Raw genomic sequence first — 18,315 nt, forward strand, 5'->3', positions numbered from 1 at the left:
CGGGGTGGATCGCGCGGTCGACCGTGCCGTGTCAGGGCTGCTGCGGGAGCACCTCTCGTGTCGTGTCATCGATGCGCCGTTGCGGCTCGAGAGCCACAGGAACTCTAGCGATCCGGGCCCTGGAGTTCGTAAGGAGCTGTGAGCGAGGTCGCTCGTCGGCGCCGCCTCAGGGCCCCTCGATCACCGGGATCGCCGTGGTCCGGGTGATCGGCTCGCCCTGCTCGCCGAGGGGGCGCACCTTCAGCCAGTAGAAGCCGTGGCCGGAGAGCATGACGTCCAGGGTGCCGTCCTCGCCGAGCGAGGGGAACTCGGCGCCGCCGAAGAGGTCGCGCACGGTCCGTCGGCCCGGGCCCTCGAGCGCGACGCGCGCTGTCACCGGCTGCGGGGAGAGGTTGAAGACGCACAGCAGGGTCTCGGCGTGCTGGTCGGCCTCCTCCCCGTGGTCCGCGCCGTCGTAGGTGCGGGTGAAGGCGAGCACGCGCTCGTTGTCGGCCTCGACGTGCCGGTAGGCGCCCATGCCGAAGGCGTCGTGCTCGCGGCGCACCGCGAGCATCCAGCGCACGAAGTGCAGCAGCGACCCCGAATGCGCCATCTGCGCCTCGACGTTCGTGGTCGCGTAGTGGTAGACGAGCGACTGGATGACCGGCAGGTACAGCTTGCCGGGGTCGGTGATGTCGCTGAAGCCCGCGTTGCGGTCCGGCGTCCACTGCATCGGGGTGCGCACCGCGTCGCGGTCGGTCAGCCAGATGTTGTCGCCCATGCCGATCTCGTCCCCGTAGTAGAGGAACGGAGAGCCCGACAGCGAGAGCAGCAGGGCATGGATCAGCTCGATCTCCGAGCGGGAGTTGTCCAGCAGCGGCGCCAGGCGCCGGCGGATGCCGACGTTCGCGCGCATGCGAGCGTCCGGCGCGTACCAGCCGAGCATCGCCGAGCGGTCCTGCCCGGTGACCATCTCCAGGGTGAGCTCGTCGTGGTTGCGCAGGAACGTGCCCCACTGGGCGCCCTGCGGGATCTCGGGGGTCTGCGCCATGATGTCGACGATCTGGCGCGCGCTGCCCTCCCGCAGCGCGTAGAACAGGCGCGGCATCACGGGGAAGTGGAAGCACATGTGGCATTCGGGATCCTCGGGGGTGCCGAAGTACTCCACGACGTCCTCGGGCCACTGGTTGGCCTCGGCGATGATCACGCGGCCCGGCCAGCTCTCGTCCACGAAGCGGCGCAGATCGGCGAGGAAGGCGTGGGTCGCCGGGAGGTTCTCGCCGTCGGTCCCCTCCTCCTCGAAGAGGTAGGGGATGGCGTCGGCCCGGAAGCCGTCCACGCCCTTGTCCAGCCAGAAGCGGACCACGTCGAGCATCGCCTCGCGCACCGCGGGGTTCTCGAAGTTCAGGTCCGGCTGGTGGGAGAAGAAGCGGTGCCAGAAGAACTGGCGGCGGACCGGGTCGAACGACCAGTTCGACTCCTCCGTGTCCACGAAGATGATTCGTGCCTCGCGGTACTTCTCGTCCGTGTCCGACCAGACGTAGAAGTCGCCGTACGGCCCCTCCGGGTCGGCGCGGGACTCGAGGAACCACGGATGCTTGTCCGAGGTGTGGTTCATCGGCAGGTCGATGATCACGCGGATCCCCCGGCGGTGGGCCTCGGAGACCAGGCGCTCGAAGTCGGTGATGGAGCCGAAGTCCGGCAGCACCGCGCCGTAGTCGGAGATGTCGTACCCGCCGTCCCGCAGAGGGGAGGCGAAGAAGGGCGGCAGCCACAGGCAGTCGATGCCCAGCCACTGCAGGTAGTCCAGGCGCTCGATGAGGCCCGTGAAGTCGCCCGTGCCGTCGCCGTTGCCGTCGGCGAAGCCGCGCACCAGCACCTCGTAGAACACGGCCTTGCGGTACCAGTGGGGGTCGTAGTCGACCCCGGGGCCCTGCGGTGTGAACTGGGCGGGGTTCAGTGCCATCGCGCGATCCTCCGGAGTGACGCCGATCGGGTCGTCCCACAGTAGGCGGGACGGTGCCGCGGCGCCATGCCTCCGGTGGCGTCAGTCCCGCACGACCCGCCAGTCGATCGGCTCCGCCCCCTGCTGCTCCAGCAGGGCGTTCGCGCGGGAGAAGGGACGGGACCCGAAGAATCCGCGCGAGGCCGAGAGCGGGCTCGGGTGCGGGGACGTGATGCAGGGCGTCGGCGACAGCATCGGCTGCAGGCTCTGCGCGTCGCGGCCCCACAGGATCGCCACCAGCGGGCCGCCGCGGTCGGCCAGGGCGCGGATCGCCGCCTCCGTGACCGCCTCCCAGCCCTTCCCTCGATGCGAGGCGGGGCTGCCGGGCTGCACCGTGAGCACCCTGTTCAGCAGGAGCACGCCCTGGTCCTGCCAGGCGCTGAGGTCGCCGTGCGGCGCGGCGGCGATCCCCAGGTCCTCCTGCATCTCCTTGAAGATGTTCTGCAGGCTGCGGGGGAGCGGCCGCACGTGCTCCTCGACCGCGAAGGACAGCCCGATCGGGTGGCCGGGCGTGGGGTACGGGTCCTGGCCCACGATGAGCACGCGCACGTCGGCGAGCGGCCGCGTGAAGGCGCGCAGCACGTTCTGGCCCGTCGGCAGGTATCCGCGCCCGGACTCCGTCTCGGCGCGCAGGAAGTCGCCCATCTGATGGATCGCCGGTTCGACGGGGGAGAGGGCCTCGGCCCAGTCGGGGGCGATGGTCTCGGCGAGGGGGCGCGGCATGGGGCAAGTCTGGCATGCGGAGCGGGGGAGCCAGGGCGGGTCGACGGGTCCCCGGCGCGCCGGGACGGACGGCCCGGCGAGCGACCGTAGGGTGGACCCATGCCCGCCCCCGCCGACGTCCCCGCCGAGAACTCCGCCGAGCTCACCGAGCTCGACGAGAGCGCGGAGCTCACGGCGCAGGAGCGCGCGATCCTCGCGATGGAGGAGCGGACCTTCCGGTACGTCGGCGCGAAGGAGCGTCGGATCCGTGAGGAGCTCGCTCTCACCCCGACCGCCTATTTCGTGCGGCTGAACGCGCTGCTCGACCGGCCCGAGGCGCTGCGCGCCGCGCCCGCCCTGGTGCACAGGCTTCGCGCCCGGCGCGTGAGCGCGAGCGACGCCGGCCACGCCGCCTGAGCCGCGCCGCCGCCCGCGCACCGCGCGTGGCTCCCCGCTCCGTCGGCCCGGAGCTGGTTCAATGGGTCCGTGGCAGATTCCGAGTACCCCTACCCTCCGGACCAGTTCGACGAGGAGGCGACCGAGGTCGCCTACCACGGCGCGCATCGCGCCGAGGAGTCGTTCTGGCGCCAGAACCTCGTCTACCTGATCATCATCGCCGTCGCGGTGGTGGTCCTGCTCGTGCTGCTGTTCACCATCGGCGGGCTCGGGAAGTCGGGGGACGACCGCGCCGAGTCGCCCACCACGGCCGCGAGCTCGCAGGACGACTCGTCGAAGAGCGATGACTCCTCCGACGGCGGCGGCGAGGAGCAGGCCGAGCCCGACAAGTCGACCCCCGTGCTCGTGATGAACGCCGGCGGGATCTCCGGCATGGCCGGCGCCTGGGAGAAGTCCCTGACGGACGCCGGCTGGACGAAGGTCGGCATCGGCACCGCCGACAACGTCCAGCAGGAGAGCGTCGTCTTCTACCGCGACGACGAGGACAAGGCCTCTGCGCAGGCCCTGGCCGACGAGGTCGGCGCGGGCGACGCCCGCCAGAGCGACGAGTACGACAACCGCATCACCTTCGTCGCCGTCGAGCAGCCCGAGGGCTGAGGACTCCGAGGAGTCTCGCCGGGCGCTGCCGACGAGCGCGCCGAACGGACGATGCGAGCAGGCACCGCATGAGGGGCCGGTCACCGGGGTACGGTGGCCGGCCCCTCGTGCGTGCCAGGGGCTCGCAGGTGCGAGGGATGCGCCGACGGCGGAATCCGTGGGAGGGGTTAGCACTCCGAGGGGGAGAGTGCTTATGATGATCTGGCACTCGACGCCGACGAGTGACAGCGTCCGGAAGGGCGCGATCGTCGGCGGAGAGCCAGGAGCATTCCGGCCCCGTGAGGGACCCGGCGCCGCGTGACGTGAACACGGCGCCTGGTGCCGTCCGTCGCGGGCACAGGGTCGGGTGGACACCACGGATACGGGAGAGATTCCACAATGGCCAAGCTCATCGCATACGACGAGGAGGCCCGGCGCGGTCTCGAGCGCGGGATGAACCAGCTCGCCGACGCCGTCAAGGTCACCCTCGGCCCCAAGGGTCGCAACGTCGTCCTCGAGAAGTCGTGGGGCGCACCGACCATCACCAACGACGGCGTCTCCATCGCCAAGGAGATCGAGCTCGACGACCCGTACGAGAAGATCGGCGCGGAGCTCGTCAAGGAGGTCGCCAAGAAGACCGACGACATCGCGGGCGACGGCACCACCACCGCCACCGTCCTCGCCCAGGCCCTCGTCAAGGAGGGCCTGCGCAATGTCGCCGCAGGCGCCAACCCCATCGCTCTCAAGCGCGGCATCGACAAGGCCGTCGCCGCGGTCTCCGAGACCCTGCTCTCGCAGGCCAAGGAGATCGAGACCAAGGAGCAGATCGCCCACACCGCCGGCATCTCGGCGGCCGACCCGGCCATCGGCGAGCTCATCGCCGAGGCCCTCGACAAGGTCGGCAAGGAGGGCGTGATCACGGTCGAGGAGTCCAACACCATGGGCCTCGAGCTGGAGCTCACCGAGGGCATGCGCTTCGACAAGGGCTACCTCTCGCCCTACTTCGTCACCGACGCCGAGCGCCAGGAGGCGGTCCTCGAGGACCCGTACATCCTCCTGATGAACTCGAAGATCTCGAACGTCAAGGACCTGCTGCCGCTGCTGGAGAAGGTCATCCAGGCCGGCAAGCCGCTCGCGATCCTCTCCGAGGACGTCGAGGGCGAGGCCCTCGCGGTCCTCGTCGTCAACAAGCTCAAGGGCTCCTTCAAGTCCGTCGCGGTCAAGGCCCCCGGCTTCGGCGACCGCCGCAAGGCGATGCTCGAGGACATGGCGATCCTCACCGGCGGCCAGGTCATCTCCGAGGAGGTCGGCCTCAAGCTCGAGACCGCGGGCCTCGAGCTGCTCGGCCAGGCGCGCAAGGTCGTTGTCACCAAGGACGAGACCACCATCGTCGAGGGCGCGGGCGAGGCCGACCGGATCGCCGGTCGCGTCAAGCAGATCCGCACCGAGATCGAGAACTCCGACTCGGACTACGACCGCGAGAAGCTCCAGGAGCGTCTGGCGAAGCTGGCCGGCGGCGTGGCCGTCATCAAGGCCGGCGCCGCGACCGAGGTCGAGCTCAAGGAGCGCAAGCACCGCATCGAGGACGCCGTGCGCAACGCGAAGGCGGCCGTCGAGGAGGGCGTCGTCGCCGGTGGCGGCGTCGCGCTGCTGCAGGCGGGCAAGGACACCTTCGCCAAGCTCGCGCTCGAGGGCGACGAGGCGACCGGTGCGGGCATCGTGTCCGTCGGCATCGAGGCCCCGCTCAAGCAGATCGCCGTGAACGCCGGCCTCGAGGGCGGCGTCGTCGCGGAGAAGGTCAAGAACCTGCCGATCGGCCAGGGCCTGAACGCCGCCTCCGGCGAGTACGAGGACCTGCTGACCGCGGGCATCATCGACCCGGTCAAGGTCACCCGCTCTGCGCTGCAGAACGCGGCCTCGATCGCCGGTCTGTTCCTCACCACCGAGGCCGTCGTGGCCGACAAGCCGGAGCCCGAGGCCCCGGCTGCCGGCGGCGGCGACATGGGCGGCATGGGAGGCATGGGCGGCATGATGTGATCCGCCGCCGGGCAGCTGCCCGGTGGTGATCGCCTCAGCGATCGCGAACGCTTCATCGCACGGCGCGGCCGCGTGATCTTCATGGTCACGCGGCCGCGCTGCTGTGTGCGCGGGCGATGCCCGTCGGCCGTGATCAGGCCTCGAACGGGTTCCAGTAGCGCCCGCCGTCGACGACGACCATGACGATCGAGGCGGCGACCACCGCGAGTGCGCCCAGGATCGTGCTCCAGTCCCTCAGGCGCATCGGCTTCACGTCGTACCAGGTGCGGTGGCGTCCGCGGCCGAAGCCGCGCAGCTCCATGGCGCTGGAGACCGTCTCGATGCGGTCCAGGGAGCCCAGCAGCAGGGGCATGAGCGTCGACACCACATTGCGCACGCGCGTGACCAGCCCGACCTTCCGCGAGATATCGAGACCACGGGCCTGCTGCGCCTGGGAGATCGTGCGCATCTCGCGCTGGATGTCCGGGATGAAGCGCAGCGCGAGGGAGACGGCGAAGGCCACCTTGTACGGGACGCCGATGCGGTGCAGGGACGAGGCGAACTCGGGCGGACGCGTCGTCGCCACGAACAGCAGCACCGCCGGCAGCATCGCGAAGTACTTGAGGGTGACGGCGAGCTGGTAGAACAGCTGCTCCTGCGTGAGGTCCCAGCGCCCGGGCCCCTGGACGACCACGTGCCGGGCGCCCAGCAGCTCGCTGCCGTAGCCGGGTGCGAACACGAAGATCAGCAGGTTGTTGAGCGCCATGAAGGTGAGGATGATCCACAGCACCGTCGCCAGATCGCGCAGCCGGACCCGCGAGAGCGCCCAGCCGATCAGCGACAGCACCCCGAGCGCCGCCAGGAAGCGCACGTCGAAGCTGATCATCGCCGCGAGCACCATCGCGATCGTGAGCACGAGCTTCGCGGTGCCCGTGAGGGTGTGCAGCAGTCCGGGCCGCTCGACGTACTCGAGGAGGGGAGCGGTCATCGCGCATCCTCCCCGGAGGCCGTGGGGAGAGCGCGCTCGGCGCGGTCCGCGGCCACGAAGCGGTGGACCAGCGCGATCGGGTCGGGGATCCCGCAGCGCCGGGCGAGGGTGAACAGGCCCGTGACCACGAGGTCCGCGCGCTCGGCGAGGAACTCGTCGGTGAGCACGGCGGCGGGATCCGTGTCGGCGAGGAGCTCGCCGCCGGAGATCACGAGCACCCGGTCGGTGTACTCGAGGGCGAGGTGCATGTCGTGCGTGATCAGCACGATCGTGGTGCCCTCCGCGTGGATCCGCGCGAGGAAGTCCATGAACTCGCTGTAGTGGGCGAAGTCCTGCCCGGCCGTCGGCTCGTCGAGGATCAGGATCTCCGGCTCGAGCGCGAGCACGCAGGCGATGCTCAGCCGCTTCCTCTGCCCGTGACTGAGGGCCGAGACCGGCCAGGAGCGCATCGGCCGCAGGTCCGTCACCTCGAGCACCCGCGCCGTGCGCCGCTCGATCTCCTCGGCGTCGAGGCCGCGTGCTCGCAGGCCGAGGCGGATCTCCTCCTCGAGCAGGGGCTGGGAGAGCATCTGGCCGGGCTCCTGGAGGACGAAGCCCACGTGCGCTCCGTGCTCGGCCAGCGGCCAGGAGGCGGCGTCGGCCCCTCCGATCCGCACGACGCCTTCGGTGGCCTTCTCGAAACCGCTGATCACGCGCGCGAGCGTCGACTTCCCGGCGCCGTTGGAGCCGATCACGCCGAGCATCTCGCCGCGGCGGATCCGGGCCGTGACGCCTCGCAGCGCGCGGACGTCGGCCGAGGCGCCGGGGCGGCGCAGGATCGCGCCGACGTGCTCGAGGTCCAGGGCCGGGAGCGCGTCGTGGGACGTGGGCTGGGCAGCGGTCGCGGTGTGCCGGGACTGCCCGGGCGTCGCGCTCTCAACCCAGGTGCGCACGGCCTCCCTCTGCGCGGACGAGAGCTCCATGCGGGGAAGGTCCGCCGGATGCTGGTCCGCGGTGACCGGGGCGCCCGCGAGGCGCAGCGCCTCGACGTGCAGCGGAGGGCGGATGCCGTGCTCGCGCAGGAGCGGTGAGGCGAGCAGCTCGTCGGGCGGGAGATCGGCGACGATGCGGCCCTCGTCCATGAGGACGATCCGGTCCAGAGGCCGGTGCAGGAGATCCTCGAGCCGGTGCTCGACGACGATGATCGTGCGCCCCTGCTCGCGGTGCAGGTCGTCGATGAGCTCGACGGCCGCGCGGCCGGCCGCGGGGTCGAGCATCGCGAGCGGCTCGTCGAACAGGAGCATCTCGACGTCGTCGACGAGCACGCCGGCGATCGCGACTCGCTGCTTCTGCCCGCCGGAGAGCTGCTGCGGGGAGGCGTCGAGGTGGTCGGCGATGCCTGCGGCCCGCGCGGCCCCGGCCACGCGGCCGGGCATCTGCGCGTGCGGGACCTGCTGGTTCTCGAGGCTGAAGGCCACGTCCTCGGCGACGGTCAGGCCCACGAACTGACCGGAGGAGTCCTGCAGCACCGTGCCCACGCGCCGCGAGGTCTCGATGATCGGAGCAGCGGCGGGATCGGTCCCGAAGACCTCGATGCTCCCGCTCGCCTCTCCCGCGTGCACATGGGGGACGAGGCCGTTGAGCGCCCCGAGGAGCGTCGACTTGCCGCATCCCGAAGGGCCGACGATGGCGATCTTCTCCCCGCGGCGCACCGTGAGGTCGATGCCGCGCAGCGTGGGCTCGGACTGGGCGCGATAGCGGAAGGAGAAGTCGCGGAGGCGGGCGGGGGTCTCTGCGTCGGGCTTGTCGGAGGTGACGGCCCCGCCCGGCCTCGGGTTCTCGACGCTCACCTGTCGAGCGTCAGGGAGCCGGTCCGGGTGCGCGAGCGGGCGTAGATCCCGAGGATGATCCCGCCCAGCACGGCGGCGGTCACCGAGTTCACGACGAAGGCGATGACCCCCTGCGTGAAGACCTTCGAGGCGGGTTCGCCCATGATCAGCACGTCGCCGATCGGCGCCCACAGCACCCAGGTGACGGCGTTCGCGACCACGACGGCCAGGACGAACCGCACCAGGGTGGGGCGCGGGAACTCGCCCTCGCGCACATGGTTGTGCAGCATCACCAGGCCCACGATCAGGGCGAACACGGCGCTTCCGGTCTCCCAGGTGGGCCACATGCCGAATCCCGTCGCGTCCACGAGCACGTGCCCGATGAGTCCCGCGAGCACGCCCACGAGCGGCCCGTAGAGCACCGCGAAGACAGCCAGCACGGCGTACTGGAGGTTGATCGTGGTGTTCGGGATCGGCGTGGGGATCGCGAGGAAGCGACCGAGCACGAAGAACAGGGCCGCACCGATGCCGATCGCGACGACGCGGGTGACGGGGGAGATGCGCGGGCTCATGGACGGCTCCGATTCTCGGACGGTGCGGGGGCGTCCGCCGACGCGGCGGACGGAGCGGGGCGGACGGGCTCGAGGGCGACCTCCCACGAGGAGCCCGTGCCCAGGTCGAACGCGCGGGCGTAGGAGCCGCGGTTGATCGCGACCGCCATCCGGTCCAGCGAGTTCACGTAGATCAGGGATTCGCCGAGCTCGACCGCGGCGAAGCTCGGGGCGAAGGTCATCTGCGCGGAGTGGACCACGCGCCCCTGGTGCCGCACGCGCAGCTGGACCCGCTCGCCGTGGCGGACGCCGAGCCGCGCGAACAGCGTGCGCGGGATCGAGGTCCACAGGGACCCGTAGCGCACGTCGAGCACGTCGATGGATCCGTGGACGGCGCCCTCGCGCAGCTCGGGCTCGAGCAGGGGGAGGGAGACCAGGCGCTCGAGCGGGACCTCGGGGCCGACGTCCTCGAAGGCGATCGCCCCGGAGGCCAGACGGGCGCCCGTGAACGCGTAGATGTCCCTGCCGTGGAACGTGTACGACTCCTCGGAGCCGGCACGACGGTTCATGGTCTCGTCGATCTGGCGCAGGGCGGTGATGCCGAAGATCGCATGGAGGTGCGTGAGGGTGCCGTTGTCCGGCGTGACGACGAGGTGGCCCGTGGCGGTGCGCGCGACGACCGAGAGCCGGTCCGAGCCGACGCCGGGGTCGACGACGGAGACGAACACCGTCCCCTCCGGCCAGTACGAGACCACCTGGGCGAGACGGTACGAGCCCTCCCAGATGTCGTAGGGCGGGATGTTGTGCGTCAGGTCGTGGATGCGCAGCCGAGGATCGACGCCGACGGCGACGCCCTGCATCGCGCTGACGGCGCCGTCGTCGAGACCGAAATCGGATTGCAGGACGAGCGGGTTCACACGGGAAGTATCGCAGGCGGCGGGACAGGGGACACGGCGGGTCCGACGTCCGGTTCATCCGGGTTCATCCTGCTGCGGGGGCGGGCCTCCGAGCAGCGCCCGGGACGGAGGGCCGCACCGGCCCGCCCGGGCCCGCACCGTTCGGGAAGGTCTCGAGAGCCCTGCGCGTTGGGACGAGCGTGAGGTACTCCCTGCTCGACCGCTCCCGCACGCGCGAGGGGCGCCCCGAGGCCGCCGCCCTGCGCGACAGCGTGGAGCGCGCGACCACGGCGGAGTCCCTGGGCTACCACCGGTTCTGGGTGGCCGAGCACCATGGCGTGCCAGGCATCGCGAGCGGCTCCCCGGCGGTGCTGCTCGCGGCGATCGGGCAGCGCACGCAGCGGATCCGGCTCGGCTCCGGCGGGGTGATGCTCCCCAACCACCGTCCGCTCGTCGTGGCAGAGCAGTTCCTCATGCTCGAGGCGCTCGCACCCGATCGGGTGGACCTCGGGATCGGCCGCTCGCTCGGCTTCACGGCGCCCGTGCGCGAGGCGCTCGGCCGCACCGGGATCACCGCCGACGAGTTCGCCGAGGAGGTCGCCCGCGTGCGCGAGCACCTCGAGGGCGAGGCCCCGATCACCGCCCGCCCGGCGGGAGGGACCCCGCCGCCGATCCACCTGCTCGCCACCGGTACCGGACTGCGCACCGCGGCCCGCCTGGGTCTGCCCGTGGTGATCGGCGGGCCCGTGCTTCTCGCCGAGGACGTGGGGGAGCGGATCGCCGCCTACCGCCGCGAGTTCCGCCCGCACGCGGGCAGCGTCCCGCACGTGATGCTGTCGATGGACCTGCTGGTCGCAGGCAGCGACGCCGAGGCCCGCGAGCTCGCCCTGCCCGAGATCCGGGCGATGGTCCGCTCCCGCGTGACCGGCGCCTTCCCGCCGCTCGAGAGCCCCGCGAGCATCCGCGGCCGCGAGCTCGGATCGCGCGAGCGTGACCGGCTCGAGAGCGGACTGGCCACCGCGTGGGCGGGCAGCGCGTCGACCCTGCGGCCCCGCCTCGAGCGGCTCGTCGAGACCGCCGGTGCCGACGAGATCCTCGCCTCCGGGACGACCTTCGACCGTGCGGCGCTCGCGGAGTCCGACGCCCGGGTCGCGGAGCTGCTGGGCTGAGGAGCCGTCCCGGCGTGGGGGACCGGCCGCTCAGCCCTCGGCCGGCGGGGCCAGGTCCTTGCGGAAGCAGACGCTGATCCCGTCGCTCGGGTCGTAGGGCGCGAACACCTCCACGTGCTCCCACCCCTCGCGCTCGTACAGCGCGATCGCGTCGGGCTGGCGGTTGCCGGTCTGCAGGAACAGCTCGTGGGCGCCGCGCGCGCGGGCGGCGTTCTCCAGATGGGCGAGGATCGCCCGCGCCAGGCCCAGGCGGCGGAACGCGGGGCCGACGAACAGCCGCTTGACCTCGAGCCGCTCGGGGAGGAGGCGCAGCGTGCCGGTGGCCGCGGCCTCGCCGTCGACGAGTGCGAGCACGACCGTCTCCACGTCGTCGCCCGTTGGCCGCCCCGGAGGGGTCGAGGCGCCGCGGATCGGCACGTAGCGCGGGCCGACCTCGGCGTCCATCGCCTCGCGCAGCGCGGCCGCGCGCGGATCCTCCCAGGACACCTCCTCCCAGGTGATGGAGCGGGCGGGCGTGGTGCGGGTGTCGGTCATGCGGTGGCCTCCAGGATCTCGTCGCCGGGCGCGCCGCCCGTGCTTCCCATCTTCCCCGTGCTCGCGCCGTGCGCGGGGATCGAGGCGAGCAGGCGCTGGGTGTATTCGTGCTGCGGAGCGGCGAAGACGCGCGCGGCCTCGCCCTCCTCGACGACCTCGCCGCGACGCAGCACGGTGAGGGTGTCGGCGACCTGCCGCACCACTCCCAGGTCGTGGGAGATGAACAGGTAGGTCAGTCCCAGGTCCTTCTGCAGGCGCACGAGGACCTCGAGGATCCCGGCCTGCACCGTGACGTCCAGGGCGCTCGTCGGCTCGTCGAGGACGAGCACCTCGGGGCGCAGCACCAGGGCGCGGGCGATCGCGACGCGCTGGCGCTGTCCGCCCGAGAGGGCCGTCGGCCGCCTGCCCAGGAGCTCCTCGTCGAGACGGACCGCGGCGAGCGCCCAGCGCACGCGCTCCGCGCGTTCGGCGGCATCGCCCACGCGATACAGGTCGAGAGGTTCGCGGACGATCCGGCCGACGGTGAAGCGCGGGTCGAGCGACGTGAAGGGGTTCTGGTGGACGAGCTGCAGGTCGCGCCGCAGCGCGCGCAGGGCGCGGGGGTCCGACGGGTCCACCGCCCGGCCGTCGACCACAAGGGTCCCGGCGTCCAGGCGCTCGAGCCCCAGCAGGGCGCGGGCCGCCGTGGTCTTCCCGGAGCCGGACTCGCCGACGAGGGCGTGGGTGGTGCCGCGTGGGATCGAGAAGGACACCTGGTCCAGCGCTCTGATCTCGTGGCCGGCGGTGCCGCGGAAGGTGCGGGAGATGCCGCGGGCGGCCACGCGCGGCGCGGCGGCGGGCGAGGAGGCGTCAGCAGTGGAGGGGGCGGGCGATGCCGCGCCCTTCTCCTCGAGCTCCCGCTCGGCGCGCAGGGCGGCGAAGCGATCGGGGTGCAGGCCCGGGACGTCGGCCTGCAGGCGCCGGGTGTACTCCGAGCGGGGATGGGCGAAGACCTCGGCGGTGGGGCCGGCCTCCTGGATGGTGCCGCCCGAGAGGACGACGACCTGCTGGGAGCGCTCGGCCGCGAGGGCGAGGTCGTGGGTGATCAGGAGGAGGCCGATGTCGAGCTCGTCCTGGAGGGACGCCAGCAGGTCCAGAATCTGCTTCTGGACGGTGACGTCGAGGGCGCTCGTGGGCTCGTCGGCCACGAGCAGGGCGGGGCCGGGGATGATCGCCAGGGCGATGAGCACGCGCTGCAGCTGCCCGCCGGAGAGCTGGTGCGGGTAGGAGGCGGCGATCCGCTCGGGGTCCGTGAGGCCCGCTCGCTCGAGCCCCTCGCGCACGAGAGCCTCGCGTGCGGCCCGGCTGCGGGCGTCCGGCACGAGCGCCGCGGCCTCGAGGGCCTGGGAGCCGATGGTGCGCACGGGGTTCAGGGCGCTGCCCGGATCCTGTGGGACGAAGCCCAGCACGCGTCCGCGCAGGGGACGCAGGGCGCGCTCCGGAAGACGGGAGATCTCCCGTCCGCGCAGGCGGACGCTGCCCTCGACGCGGGCACCGCGGCGCTCGAGCAGGCGCAGCACGGCGCGGGCGATCGTCGACTTGCCCGAGCCGGACTCGCCGATGAGGGCGAGGGTCGAGCCCGCCGGGACGGAGAAGGACACGTCGCGGACGACCTCGCGGGCCGCGGCGCGCTCGCCGTAGGCCACGCGCAGGTGCTCGACGGTCAGCAGGGGAGCGGCGCCGCCCTCGGTGTCTCGCTCGGCGGCGGCCCCTGCGTCGGGGCGGGTGTCGGTGCCCGTGTCGGTGGAGGTCATCGGTTCCTCTCGGTGTCGATGAAGCGGCTGAGGCGGCTCACGGAGAGCACGACGATCGCGATCACGAGACCGGGCGCGATCACCAGCCAGGGCGCGTGCAGGAGGTGCTCGCGGCCGTCGGCCACCAGCAGGCCCCAGTCGGAGGCCGGCGGCGGATCGCCGTAGCCCAGGAACGCGAGGCCCGCGATGGTGAGGATCGCGAGGCCGAACTGGAGGACGGCGAGGGACAGCACGGGGCGCACGGCGTTCGGCAGCACGTGGCGGATCAGGATGTACGCGCCGGAGCCGCCGTTCAGGCGGGCGGCCTCGATGAACACGCTCGTGCGCACGCGCAGCACCTCGGCGCGCATGAGCCGGGCGAACACCGCCACCGCGGAGACGCCGGTCGCGATCGCGGCGTTGCGGGTGTCGTACCCGAGGGCCGTGACCACGACGACGGCGAGCAGGAAGCTCGGGATCGCCAGCAGCACGTCGACCAGGCGGCCCAGGACCGCGTCGGCCCAGCCGCCCGCGTACCCGGAGACGAGGCCGATCGCCCCGCCCACGAGCACGCCGATCGCGACCGCGATCAGGGCGCTGGTCATCGAGGAGGCCGAGCCGTGGATGATGCGCGAGAGCAGGTCCCGGCCCAGATGGTCGGTGCCCAGCAGGTACTGGCCGCCGGGCGGGGTGAACTTCCGGTCGGGCACGCCGACGGCCGGGTCCGCGCTCGTGAACAGGCCCGGCACGAGGGAGAACGCGAGCACGAGGAGCAGCACGGCGAGGGACAGGCACACGGTCGGGGGCAGGCGACGGAGGCTGCGGATCCGGGATCCTGCCTGCGCGGGAGCGCCCGCGGGCGCGTGCTCGGGCGAGCCCGAGGGGTCGCCGGTGGTGAGGGCCGCTGCGGTCATGACGCCTCCCGGGGTGCGCGCAGCCGCGGGTCGAGCAGCGGCAGCACGAGGTCGATGACGAGGTTCACGCCCACGAACACGGCCGCGGAGAGCACCACGGCGGCCTGCAGCACGGGCACGTCCTGGCTGGTCACGGCCTTCTGGACGACGGTGCCGATGCCGGCGCGCCCGAAGATCGTCTCGGTGATGAGCGAGCCGCCCAGCAGCTCGCCGACCACGAGCCCGCACACGGTGACCGTGGGCAGCAGGGAGGGCCGCAGCAGATGGCGGGCGAAGACCCGCACCGGCGCGAGCCCGCGGGAGATCGCGACCTCCGTGTGGTCGAGCGCGGAGGTCGTGTCCAGGGCGGTGATGAAGACCTGCGCGATCTGCGCGGACACGGGGATCGCGAGGGTCAGGGCCGCGAAGGCCGTGGATCCGGCGGTCTCGGGATCGATGATGGAGAAGGCCCCGAGCTGCACAGCGAACACCTGGATCAGCACCAGGCCGATGAGGAAGTTCGGGGTGGACAGGAACACCGTGGGCAGCGAGCGCACGAGGCCGCCCAGGCGGCTCTCGCCGAGGCTCTGCGAGGCGAAGCCGAGCACCAGGGCGATCAGCAGCGCGAACACCATGGCGGTCGCGGCGAGGGTGAGTGTCGAGGGGATCGCCTCCGCGATCGTCGTCGACACCGGCGCCGAGGTCGCGAGCGAGATCCCGAGGTCGCCGCGCAGGGCGTTGCCGATCGAGAGGAGCAGCTGCACGAGCACGGGCTTGTCGAGCCCGTAGAACGAGCGGATCTGCGCCTTCTCGGCCTCGGAGTAGCCGGCCTGCGGGTTCTCGAGCTGCGCGCTCACCGGGTCGCCGGGGATCGCCGCGAGCACCAGGAACACGAGCACATAGGCCAGGGCGATGACGAGGACGGCCTGGGCGATGCGCTTCAGGGCGATCATGCGTCCGCCCCCTCGCCGTCGGACCCCGAGCCCGTCTTCGTCGCCGCGTGGTACGAGGGGATGGCGACGGCGTTGAAGGTGATGCCGGAGAGCTCGGGGGTCTGCACGTAGATGCGCTGGACGTTCTGCTCGAGCGGGATGAAGTAGGCCTGCTCGAGGACGTGCTGCGAGAGCTCGTCGATCACGCCGGCGCGCTCCGTGCGGTCGGCGGTGCCGGCCACCTGGCCGGCGAGATCCACGAGGCGCTCGTCGGAGTCCTCGAGGGCGAACCAGTCCTCGCCGTCGGCCGTGATCACGCCCGCCACGGTGCCCGCGTCCACGAAACTGCGGGTGACCTCGGCGAGGCCCTGGTCGGGATTGTCCTCGACCTTCCCGGAGTAGCCCGCGACGTCGATCTTCTGGGTCGCGACGCGGATGCCCAGACGCCCCAGCTGCTGGGAGATCAGCTCGGCCTCGGGCACGGAGCCCGTGAGGTACGGGGTCGGGTAGAGGGTGAACGCGAGCTCCGTGCCGTCCTTCGTGCGGTAGCCGTCGTCGGAGCGCCCCGTCCATCCGGCGTCGTCGAGCAGCTGCGCGGCCGAGTCCGGGTCGAAGGGGAAGAGATCCGAATGGTCCTCCGCCTCGGGGACGCTCGACTGCAGCCAGCTCGTCGCGCTCTCCCAGTCCTTCGTGAACACGGTGCGCAGGATCTCGTCGCGATCGATGCCGCGGGAGATCGCGCGGCGCACGCGCACGTCGTCGAAGGGCGCCACGTTCGTGCGCACCCGGAAGCCGTGGGTGAAGCCGAGATAGCGCGGCACCTCGATCGTGAAGCCGGCCTCCGTGAAGGAGTCCAGCACCTGCGGGTTCACGTTGTAGGACACGTCGCTCTGGTGGGCGCGGGCGGCGGAGGCGCGCAGGGTGTCGTCCGGGAGCACCTTGAAGGTGAGCTTCCGCAGGGCGGCGGCGCCGCCGCGGCCGAGCACGGGCGGCGCCCAGTCGTAGTCCTCGCGGCGCACCAGGGTGACGTGGTCGCTCGCGGCCCAGGAGTCCAGCACGAAGGGGCCGCTGCCGATCTGGTGGGCGAGGTCCGACTGCTCGCCGAGGGAGCGGGCGACGGACTCGGGGCTCAGCAGCAGGCAGCCGTGGTAGCCGAGGGTCGGCAGGAAGGAGAGGGACGGGGCGGTGAAGCGCACGTGCACGGTGCGCTCGTCGAGCGCCTCGGCCCCGTCGTAGGTCGAGCCGGGGAACAGGCCCACCTTCGCGATGCCCGCGTCGGGCCGGCCCTTCGCCCAGACGTCGAGGTTCGCGACCACCGCGTCGGCGTCCAGGGCCGTGCCGTCGGAGAAGGTGACGCCGTCCTTCAGGTGCAGCGTGAACTCGGTCGAGTCGCTCGCGACGTCCCAGCTCTCGGCGATCCAGGGGGTGATGGTCCCCTTCTCGTCCGTGTGGACGAGCTTGTCGGTGAGCTGCTGCCAGACGTTCGCCTCGTAGCTCGAGATCGCGCTCTTGGAGGGCACCCATCCGCCGTCGAGGTTCGAGATGAGGAAGGTCAGCTCGTCCTCGGGCGTCTCGGAGTCGCCCGCCGCGTGGGCGGCCTCGAGCGCGCAGCCAGCGAGCGGCAGGGCGGCGAGGCCCAGCGCGCCCGCGCCGATCCCGCGCAGCAGGCGCCGGCGGGTGACATCGGGGCCGACGGGGGCGGGGCCGACGGGCCGGGTCACCCTCGGGCCTCCGGGTCGGACAGGGCGGCGGCGAGACGCGCGGCTCCCTCGCGCAGGCGCTCGGGGGGCAGATGGCTGATGCCCACGCGCAGCGCGCCGCGGTCGTCGGCCGGGCACGCGCCGGAGCCCTCCCAGAAGAAGTACCGGCCCAGCACGGCGTCCGTCCAGGTCCGCTCGCGGGCCACGCGCTGGGCGGCGGCGAGATCGATGCGCTCGTCGCGCACCCGCACCCAGGCGAAGATGCCGCCCGTGCGGTGGACGACCTCGATACCCCCGGGCACCTGCTCGTCCAGGATCGAGGTCACGAGGTCGAAGCGCTCGGCGTAGGCGGTGCGGGCGCGCGCGGCGATGGCGTCGAAGCCGCGCGGGGCGAGCGGACCGTCGCCGGGAGCGGGGTGCGCGGCGGATCCGGCCCCGAGGACCCTCTCGACGATCGCCTGCACGAGCACCGAGGAGTGCTGGTCCTGGTTCGCGCGCAGCCGCGTCACGGGGCCGACGAGCCACGCCGGCAGCGCGAGCCAGCCCAGCCGCAGGCCGGGCCCGAGCACCTTGGAGAAGGTGCGCACGTGGACCACGCGGTCCGAGTCGAGCGGGTAGTCGGGCAGCGAGGGGCCGTCGAAGCCGAGCGAGTGGTACGCGTTGTCGGAGACGATCACGAAGCCGAAGCGCTCCGCGAGCTCGACGAGGCGTGCGCGCTCGGCCGGGGCGGTGACGTACCCGGTGGGGTTGTGGTGATCGGGCACCGTGTACAGCAGCTTCGGGCGCTCGCCCGCGACCAGGCGCGCCTCGAGCGCGTCGATGTCGAAGCCGCTCTCCGTGAGACGCAGCGGGACGAGCCGGGGCCGCTTGTGCTGCAGGTCGCGGAAGATCAGGGGGTAGGTGGGGTCCTCGACGATCACCGCGTCGCCCTCGTCGAGCAGGGCGTCGAACAGCAGCGAGAGCCCGTGGAAGGCGCCGTTGGTGACGACGATCCGCCCGGGCTCCGTGCCCTCGCGCCGAGCGATCCAGTCGCGCAGGCCCGCCAGGCCCGGGCTCTGGGAGTACTGGAGGGCCGCGGCGAGGGCCGACGGGTCGGCGGTGAGGTCCTCGGCCGCGTGGCGGATCTGCGCGAGGGGGAGCAGGTCCTCGCTCGGGGCGCCGCCGAGCAGCGGGATCGAGTCGGCGGGAAGCGAGGAGGCCTTCCCGAAGCCTCGCGCGCGGTCCTCGCGCGAGCCCAGGTCGGAGAGCAGCTCGGCGGGGGAGAGCGCCGGAGCGGGATCGGCGCCGGTCGCAGTGTTCGCGGTGTTCGCCGTGTTCGCGGTGGTCGCAGTGTTCATC

General features: G+C 72.4%; 16 protein-coding genes. 4 read left to right on the forward strand and 12 right to left on the reverse strand.

The annotated features are described in order from the left end of the window. Nucleotides 1-166: 166 nt before the first annotated feature. Both treS and M4486_RS18520 read right to left on the reverse strand, forming a co-directional pair. A complete protein-coding gene (gene treS / locus M4486_RS18515) occupies nucleotides 167-1,945 on the reverse strand; it encodes a maltose alpha-D-glucosyltransferase (protein ID WP_249478790.1) in 1,779 nt (592 codons plus the stop codon). 81 nt (nucleotides 1,946-2,026) lie between these two features. Beyond that, complete coding sequence (locus M4486_RS18520) at nucleotides 2,027-2,707, reverse strand: uracil-DNA glycosylase (protein WP_249478791.1); 681 nt, start codon at nucleotides 2,705-2,707, stop codon at nucleotides 2,027-2,029. 99 nt (nucleotides 2,708-2,806) lie between these two features. On the opposite strand from M4486_RS18520, the gene M4486_RS18525 reads away from it, so the two are divergent. The 3 genes from M4486_RS18525 to groL all read left to right on the forward strand — a co-directional run bounded on the left by M4486_RS18525 (nucleotide 2,807) and on the right by groL (nucleotide 5,755). Then, on the forward strand, nucleotides 2,807-3,103 hold the full coding sequence (locus M4486_RS18525) for a DUF3263 domain-containing protein (RefSeq protein WP_249478792.1): 297 nt from the start codon (nucleotides 2,807-2,809) through the stop codon (nucleotides 3,101-3,103). 69 nt (nucleotides 3,104-3,172) lie between these two features. Continuing rightward, nucleotides 3,173-3,739: a LytR C-terminal domain-containing protein gene (locus M4486_RS18530; protein WP_249478793.1), complete on the forward strand. Its 567-nt coding sequence runs from the start codon at nucleotides 3,173-3,175 to the stop codon at nucleotides 3,737-3,739. Nucleotides 3,740-4,117: 378 nt separating this feature from the next. Beyond that, nucleotides 4,118-5,755, forward strand: coding sequence for a chaperonin GroEL (groL, locus tag M4486_RS18535; protein WP_249478794.1), 1,638 nt, complete (start codon nucleotides 4,118-4,120; stop codon nucleotides 5,753-5,755). A gap of 133 nt (nucleotides 5,756-5,888) precedes the next feature. Here the strand turns inward: groL and M4486_RS18540 are convergent, their stop codons facing one another. The 4 genes from M4486_RS18540 to M4486_RS18555 are packed head-to-tail and all read right to left on the reverse strand — an operon-like array spanning nucleotide 5,889 to nucleotide 9,998. Further along, nucleotides 5,889-6,722 carry an energy-coupling factor transporter transmembrane component T family protein gene (locus tag M4486_RS18540; protein WP_249478795.1) on the reverse strand — a complete coding sequence of 278 codons (834 nt, stop codon included), beginning with the start codon at nucleotides 6,720-6,722 and terminating at the stop codon, nucleotides 5,889-5,891. After that, on the reverse strand, nucleotides 6,719-8,551 hold the full coding sequence (locus M4486_RS18545; protein WP_249478796.1) for an ABC transporter ATP-binding protein: 1,833 nt from the start codon (nucleotides 8,549-8,551) through the stop codon (nucleotides 6,719-6,721). The genes M4486_RS18540 and M4486_RS18545 overlap by 4 nt, the downstream gene beginning before the upstream one ends. Beyond that, entirely contained in the window at nucleotides 8,548-9,102 is a 555-nt protein-coding gene (locus M4486_RS18550; protein ID WP_249478797.1) for an ECF-type riboflavin transporter substrate-binding protein, read from the reverse strand. Before M4486_RS18550 ends, M4486_RS18545 begins: the two co-directional genes overlap by 4 nt. Further along, a complete protein-coding gene (locus M4486_RS18555) occupies nucleotides 9,099-9,998 on the reverse strand; it encodes an SAM hydrolase/SAM-dependent halogenase family protein (protein WP_249478798.1) in 900 nt (299 codons plus the stop codon). The genes M4486_RS18550 and M4486_RS18555 overlap by 4 nt, the downstream gene beginning before the upstream one ends. Before the next feature lie 179 nt (nucleotides 9,999-10,177). Here M4486_RS18555 and M4486_RS18560 point away from each other — a divergent pair, with 179 nt between their 5' ends. Then, nucleotides 10,178-11,146, forward strand: coding sequence for an MsnO8 family LLM class oxidoreductase (locus tag M4486_RS18560; RefSeq protein ID WP_249478799.1), 969 nt, complete (start codon nucleotides 10,178-10,180; stop codon nucleotides 11,144-11,146). 30 nt (nucleotides 11,147-11,176) lie between these two features. On the opposite strand, the gene M4486_RS18565 is transcribed toward M4486_RS18560, so the two are convergent. The 6 genes from M4486_RS18565 to M4486_RS18590 are packed head-to-tail and all read right to left on the reverse strand — an operon-like array spanning nucleotide 11,177 to nucleotide 18,314. Then, entirely contained in the window at nucleotides 11,177-11,680 is a 504-nt protein-coding gene (locus M4486_RS18565; RefSeq protein WP_249478800.1) for a GNAT family N-acetyltransferase, read from the reverse strand. Beyond that, nucleotides 11,677-13,473 carry a dipeptide ABC transporter ATP-binding protein gene (locus M4486_RS18570; protein WP_249478801.1) on the reverse strand — a complete coding sequence of 599 codons (1,797 nt, stop codon included), beginning with the start codon at nucleotides 13,471-13,473 and terminating at the stop codon, nucleotides 11,677-11,679. Before M4486_RS18570 ends, M4486_RS18565 begins: the two co-directional genes overlap by 4 nt. Next, nucleotides 13,470-14,366: an ABC transporter permease gene (locus M4486_RS18575; protein ID WP_249478802.1), complete on the reverse strand. Its 897-nt coding sequence runs from the start codon at nucleotides 14,364-14,366 to the stop codon at nucleotides 13,470-13,472. The genes M4486_RS18570 and M4486_RS18575 overlap by 4 nt, the downstream gene beginning before the upstream one ends. Continuing rightward, nucleotides 14,363-15,298: an ABC transporter permease gene (locus M4486_RS18580; protein ID WP_249478803.1), complete on the reverse strand. Its 936-nt coding sequence runs from the start codon at nucleotides 15,296-15,298 to the stop codon at nucleotides 14,363-14,365. The genes M4486_RS18575 and M4486_RS18580 overlap by 4 nt, the downstream gene beginning before the upstream one ends. After that, on the reverse strand, nucleotides 15,295-16,998 hold the full coding sequence (locus M4486_RS18585) for an ABC transporter substrate-binding protein (RefSeq protein WP_249478804.1): 1,704 nt from the start codon (nucleotides 16,996-16,998) through the stop codon (nucleotides 15,295-15,297). Before M4486_RS18585 ends, M4486_RS18580 begins: the two co-directional genes overlap by 4 nt. Further along, nucleotides 16,995-18,314, reverse strand: a complete 1,320-nt coding sequence (locus tag M4486_RS18590; RefSeq protein ID WP_249478805.1) for an aminotransferase-like domain-containing protein — start codon at nucleotides 18,312-18,314, stop codon at nucleotides 16,995-16,997. Before M4486_RS18590 ends, M4486_RS18585 begins: the two co-directional genes overlap by 4 nt. Nucleotide 18,315: the final 1 nt, after the last annotated feature.

The sequence above is a fragment of the Brachybacterium kimchii genome (genome assembly GCF_023373525.1).
GTDB classification, from domain to species: Bacteria; Actinomycetota; Actinomycetes; order Actinomycetales; family Dermabacteraceae; genus Brachybacterium; species Brachybacterium kimchii.

What these genes read in the sequence shown, in the direction of transcription:
- M4486_RS18565 (WP_249478800.1), bottom strand. Translation starts at nt 11,680, where the DNA reads ATGACCGACACCCGCACCACGCCCGCCCGCTCCATCACCTGGGAGGAG.
- M4486_RS18570 (WP_249478801.1), bottom strand. Translation starts at nt 13,473, where the DNA reads ATGACCTCCACCGACACGGGCACCGACACCCGCCCCGACGCAGGGGCC.
- groL (WP_249478794.1), top strand. Translation starts at nt 4,118, where the DNA reads ATGGCCAAGCTCATCGCATACGACGAGGAGGCCCGGCGCGGTCTCGAG.
- treS (WP_249478790.1), bottom strand. Translation starts at nt 1,945, where the DNA reads ATGGCACTGAACCCCGCCCAGTTCACACCGCAGGGCCCCGGGGTCGAC.
- M4486_RS18525 (WP_249478792.1), top strand. Translation starts at nt 2,807, where the DNA reads ATGCCCGCCCCCGCCGACGTCCCCGCCGAGAACTCCGCCGAGCTCACC.
- M4486_RS18580 (WP_249478803.1), bottom strand. Translation starts at nt 15,298, where the DNA reads ATGATCGCCCTGAAGCGCATCGCCCAGGCCGTCCTCGTCATCGCCCTG.
- M4486_RS18520 (WP_249478791.1), bottom strand. Translation starts at nt 2,707, where the DNA reads ATGCCGCGCCCCCTCGCCGAGACCATCGCCCCCGACTGGGCCGAGGCC.
- M4486_RS18550 (WP_249478797.1), bottom strand. Translation starts at nt 9,102, where the DNA reads ATGAGCCCGCGCATCTCCCCCGTCACCCGCGTCGTCGCGATCGGCATC.
- M4486_RS18540 (WP_249478795.1), bottom strand. Translation starts at nt 6,722, where the DNA reads ATGACCGCTCCCCTCCTCGAGTACGTCGAGCGGCCCGGACTGCTGCAC.
- M4486_RS18575 (WP_249478802.1), bottom strand. Translation starts at nt 14,366, where the DNA reads ATGACCGCAGCGGCCCTCACCACCGGCGACCCCTCGGGCTCGCCCGAG.
- M4486_RS18590 (WP_249478805.1), bottom strand. Translation starts at nt 18,314, where the DNA reads ATGAACACTGCGACCACCGCGAACACGGCGAACACCGCGAACACTGCG.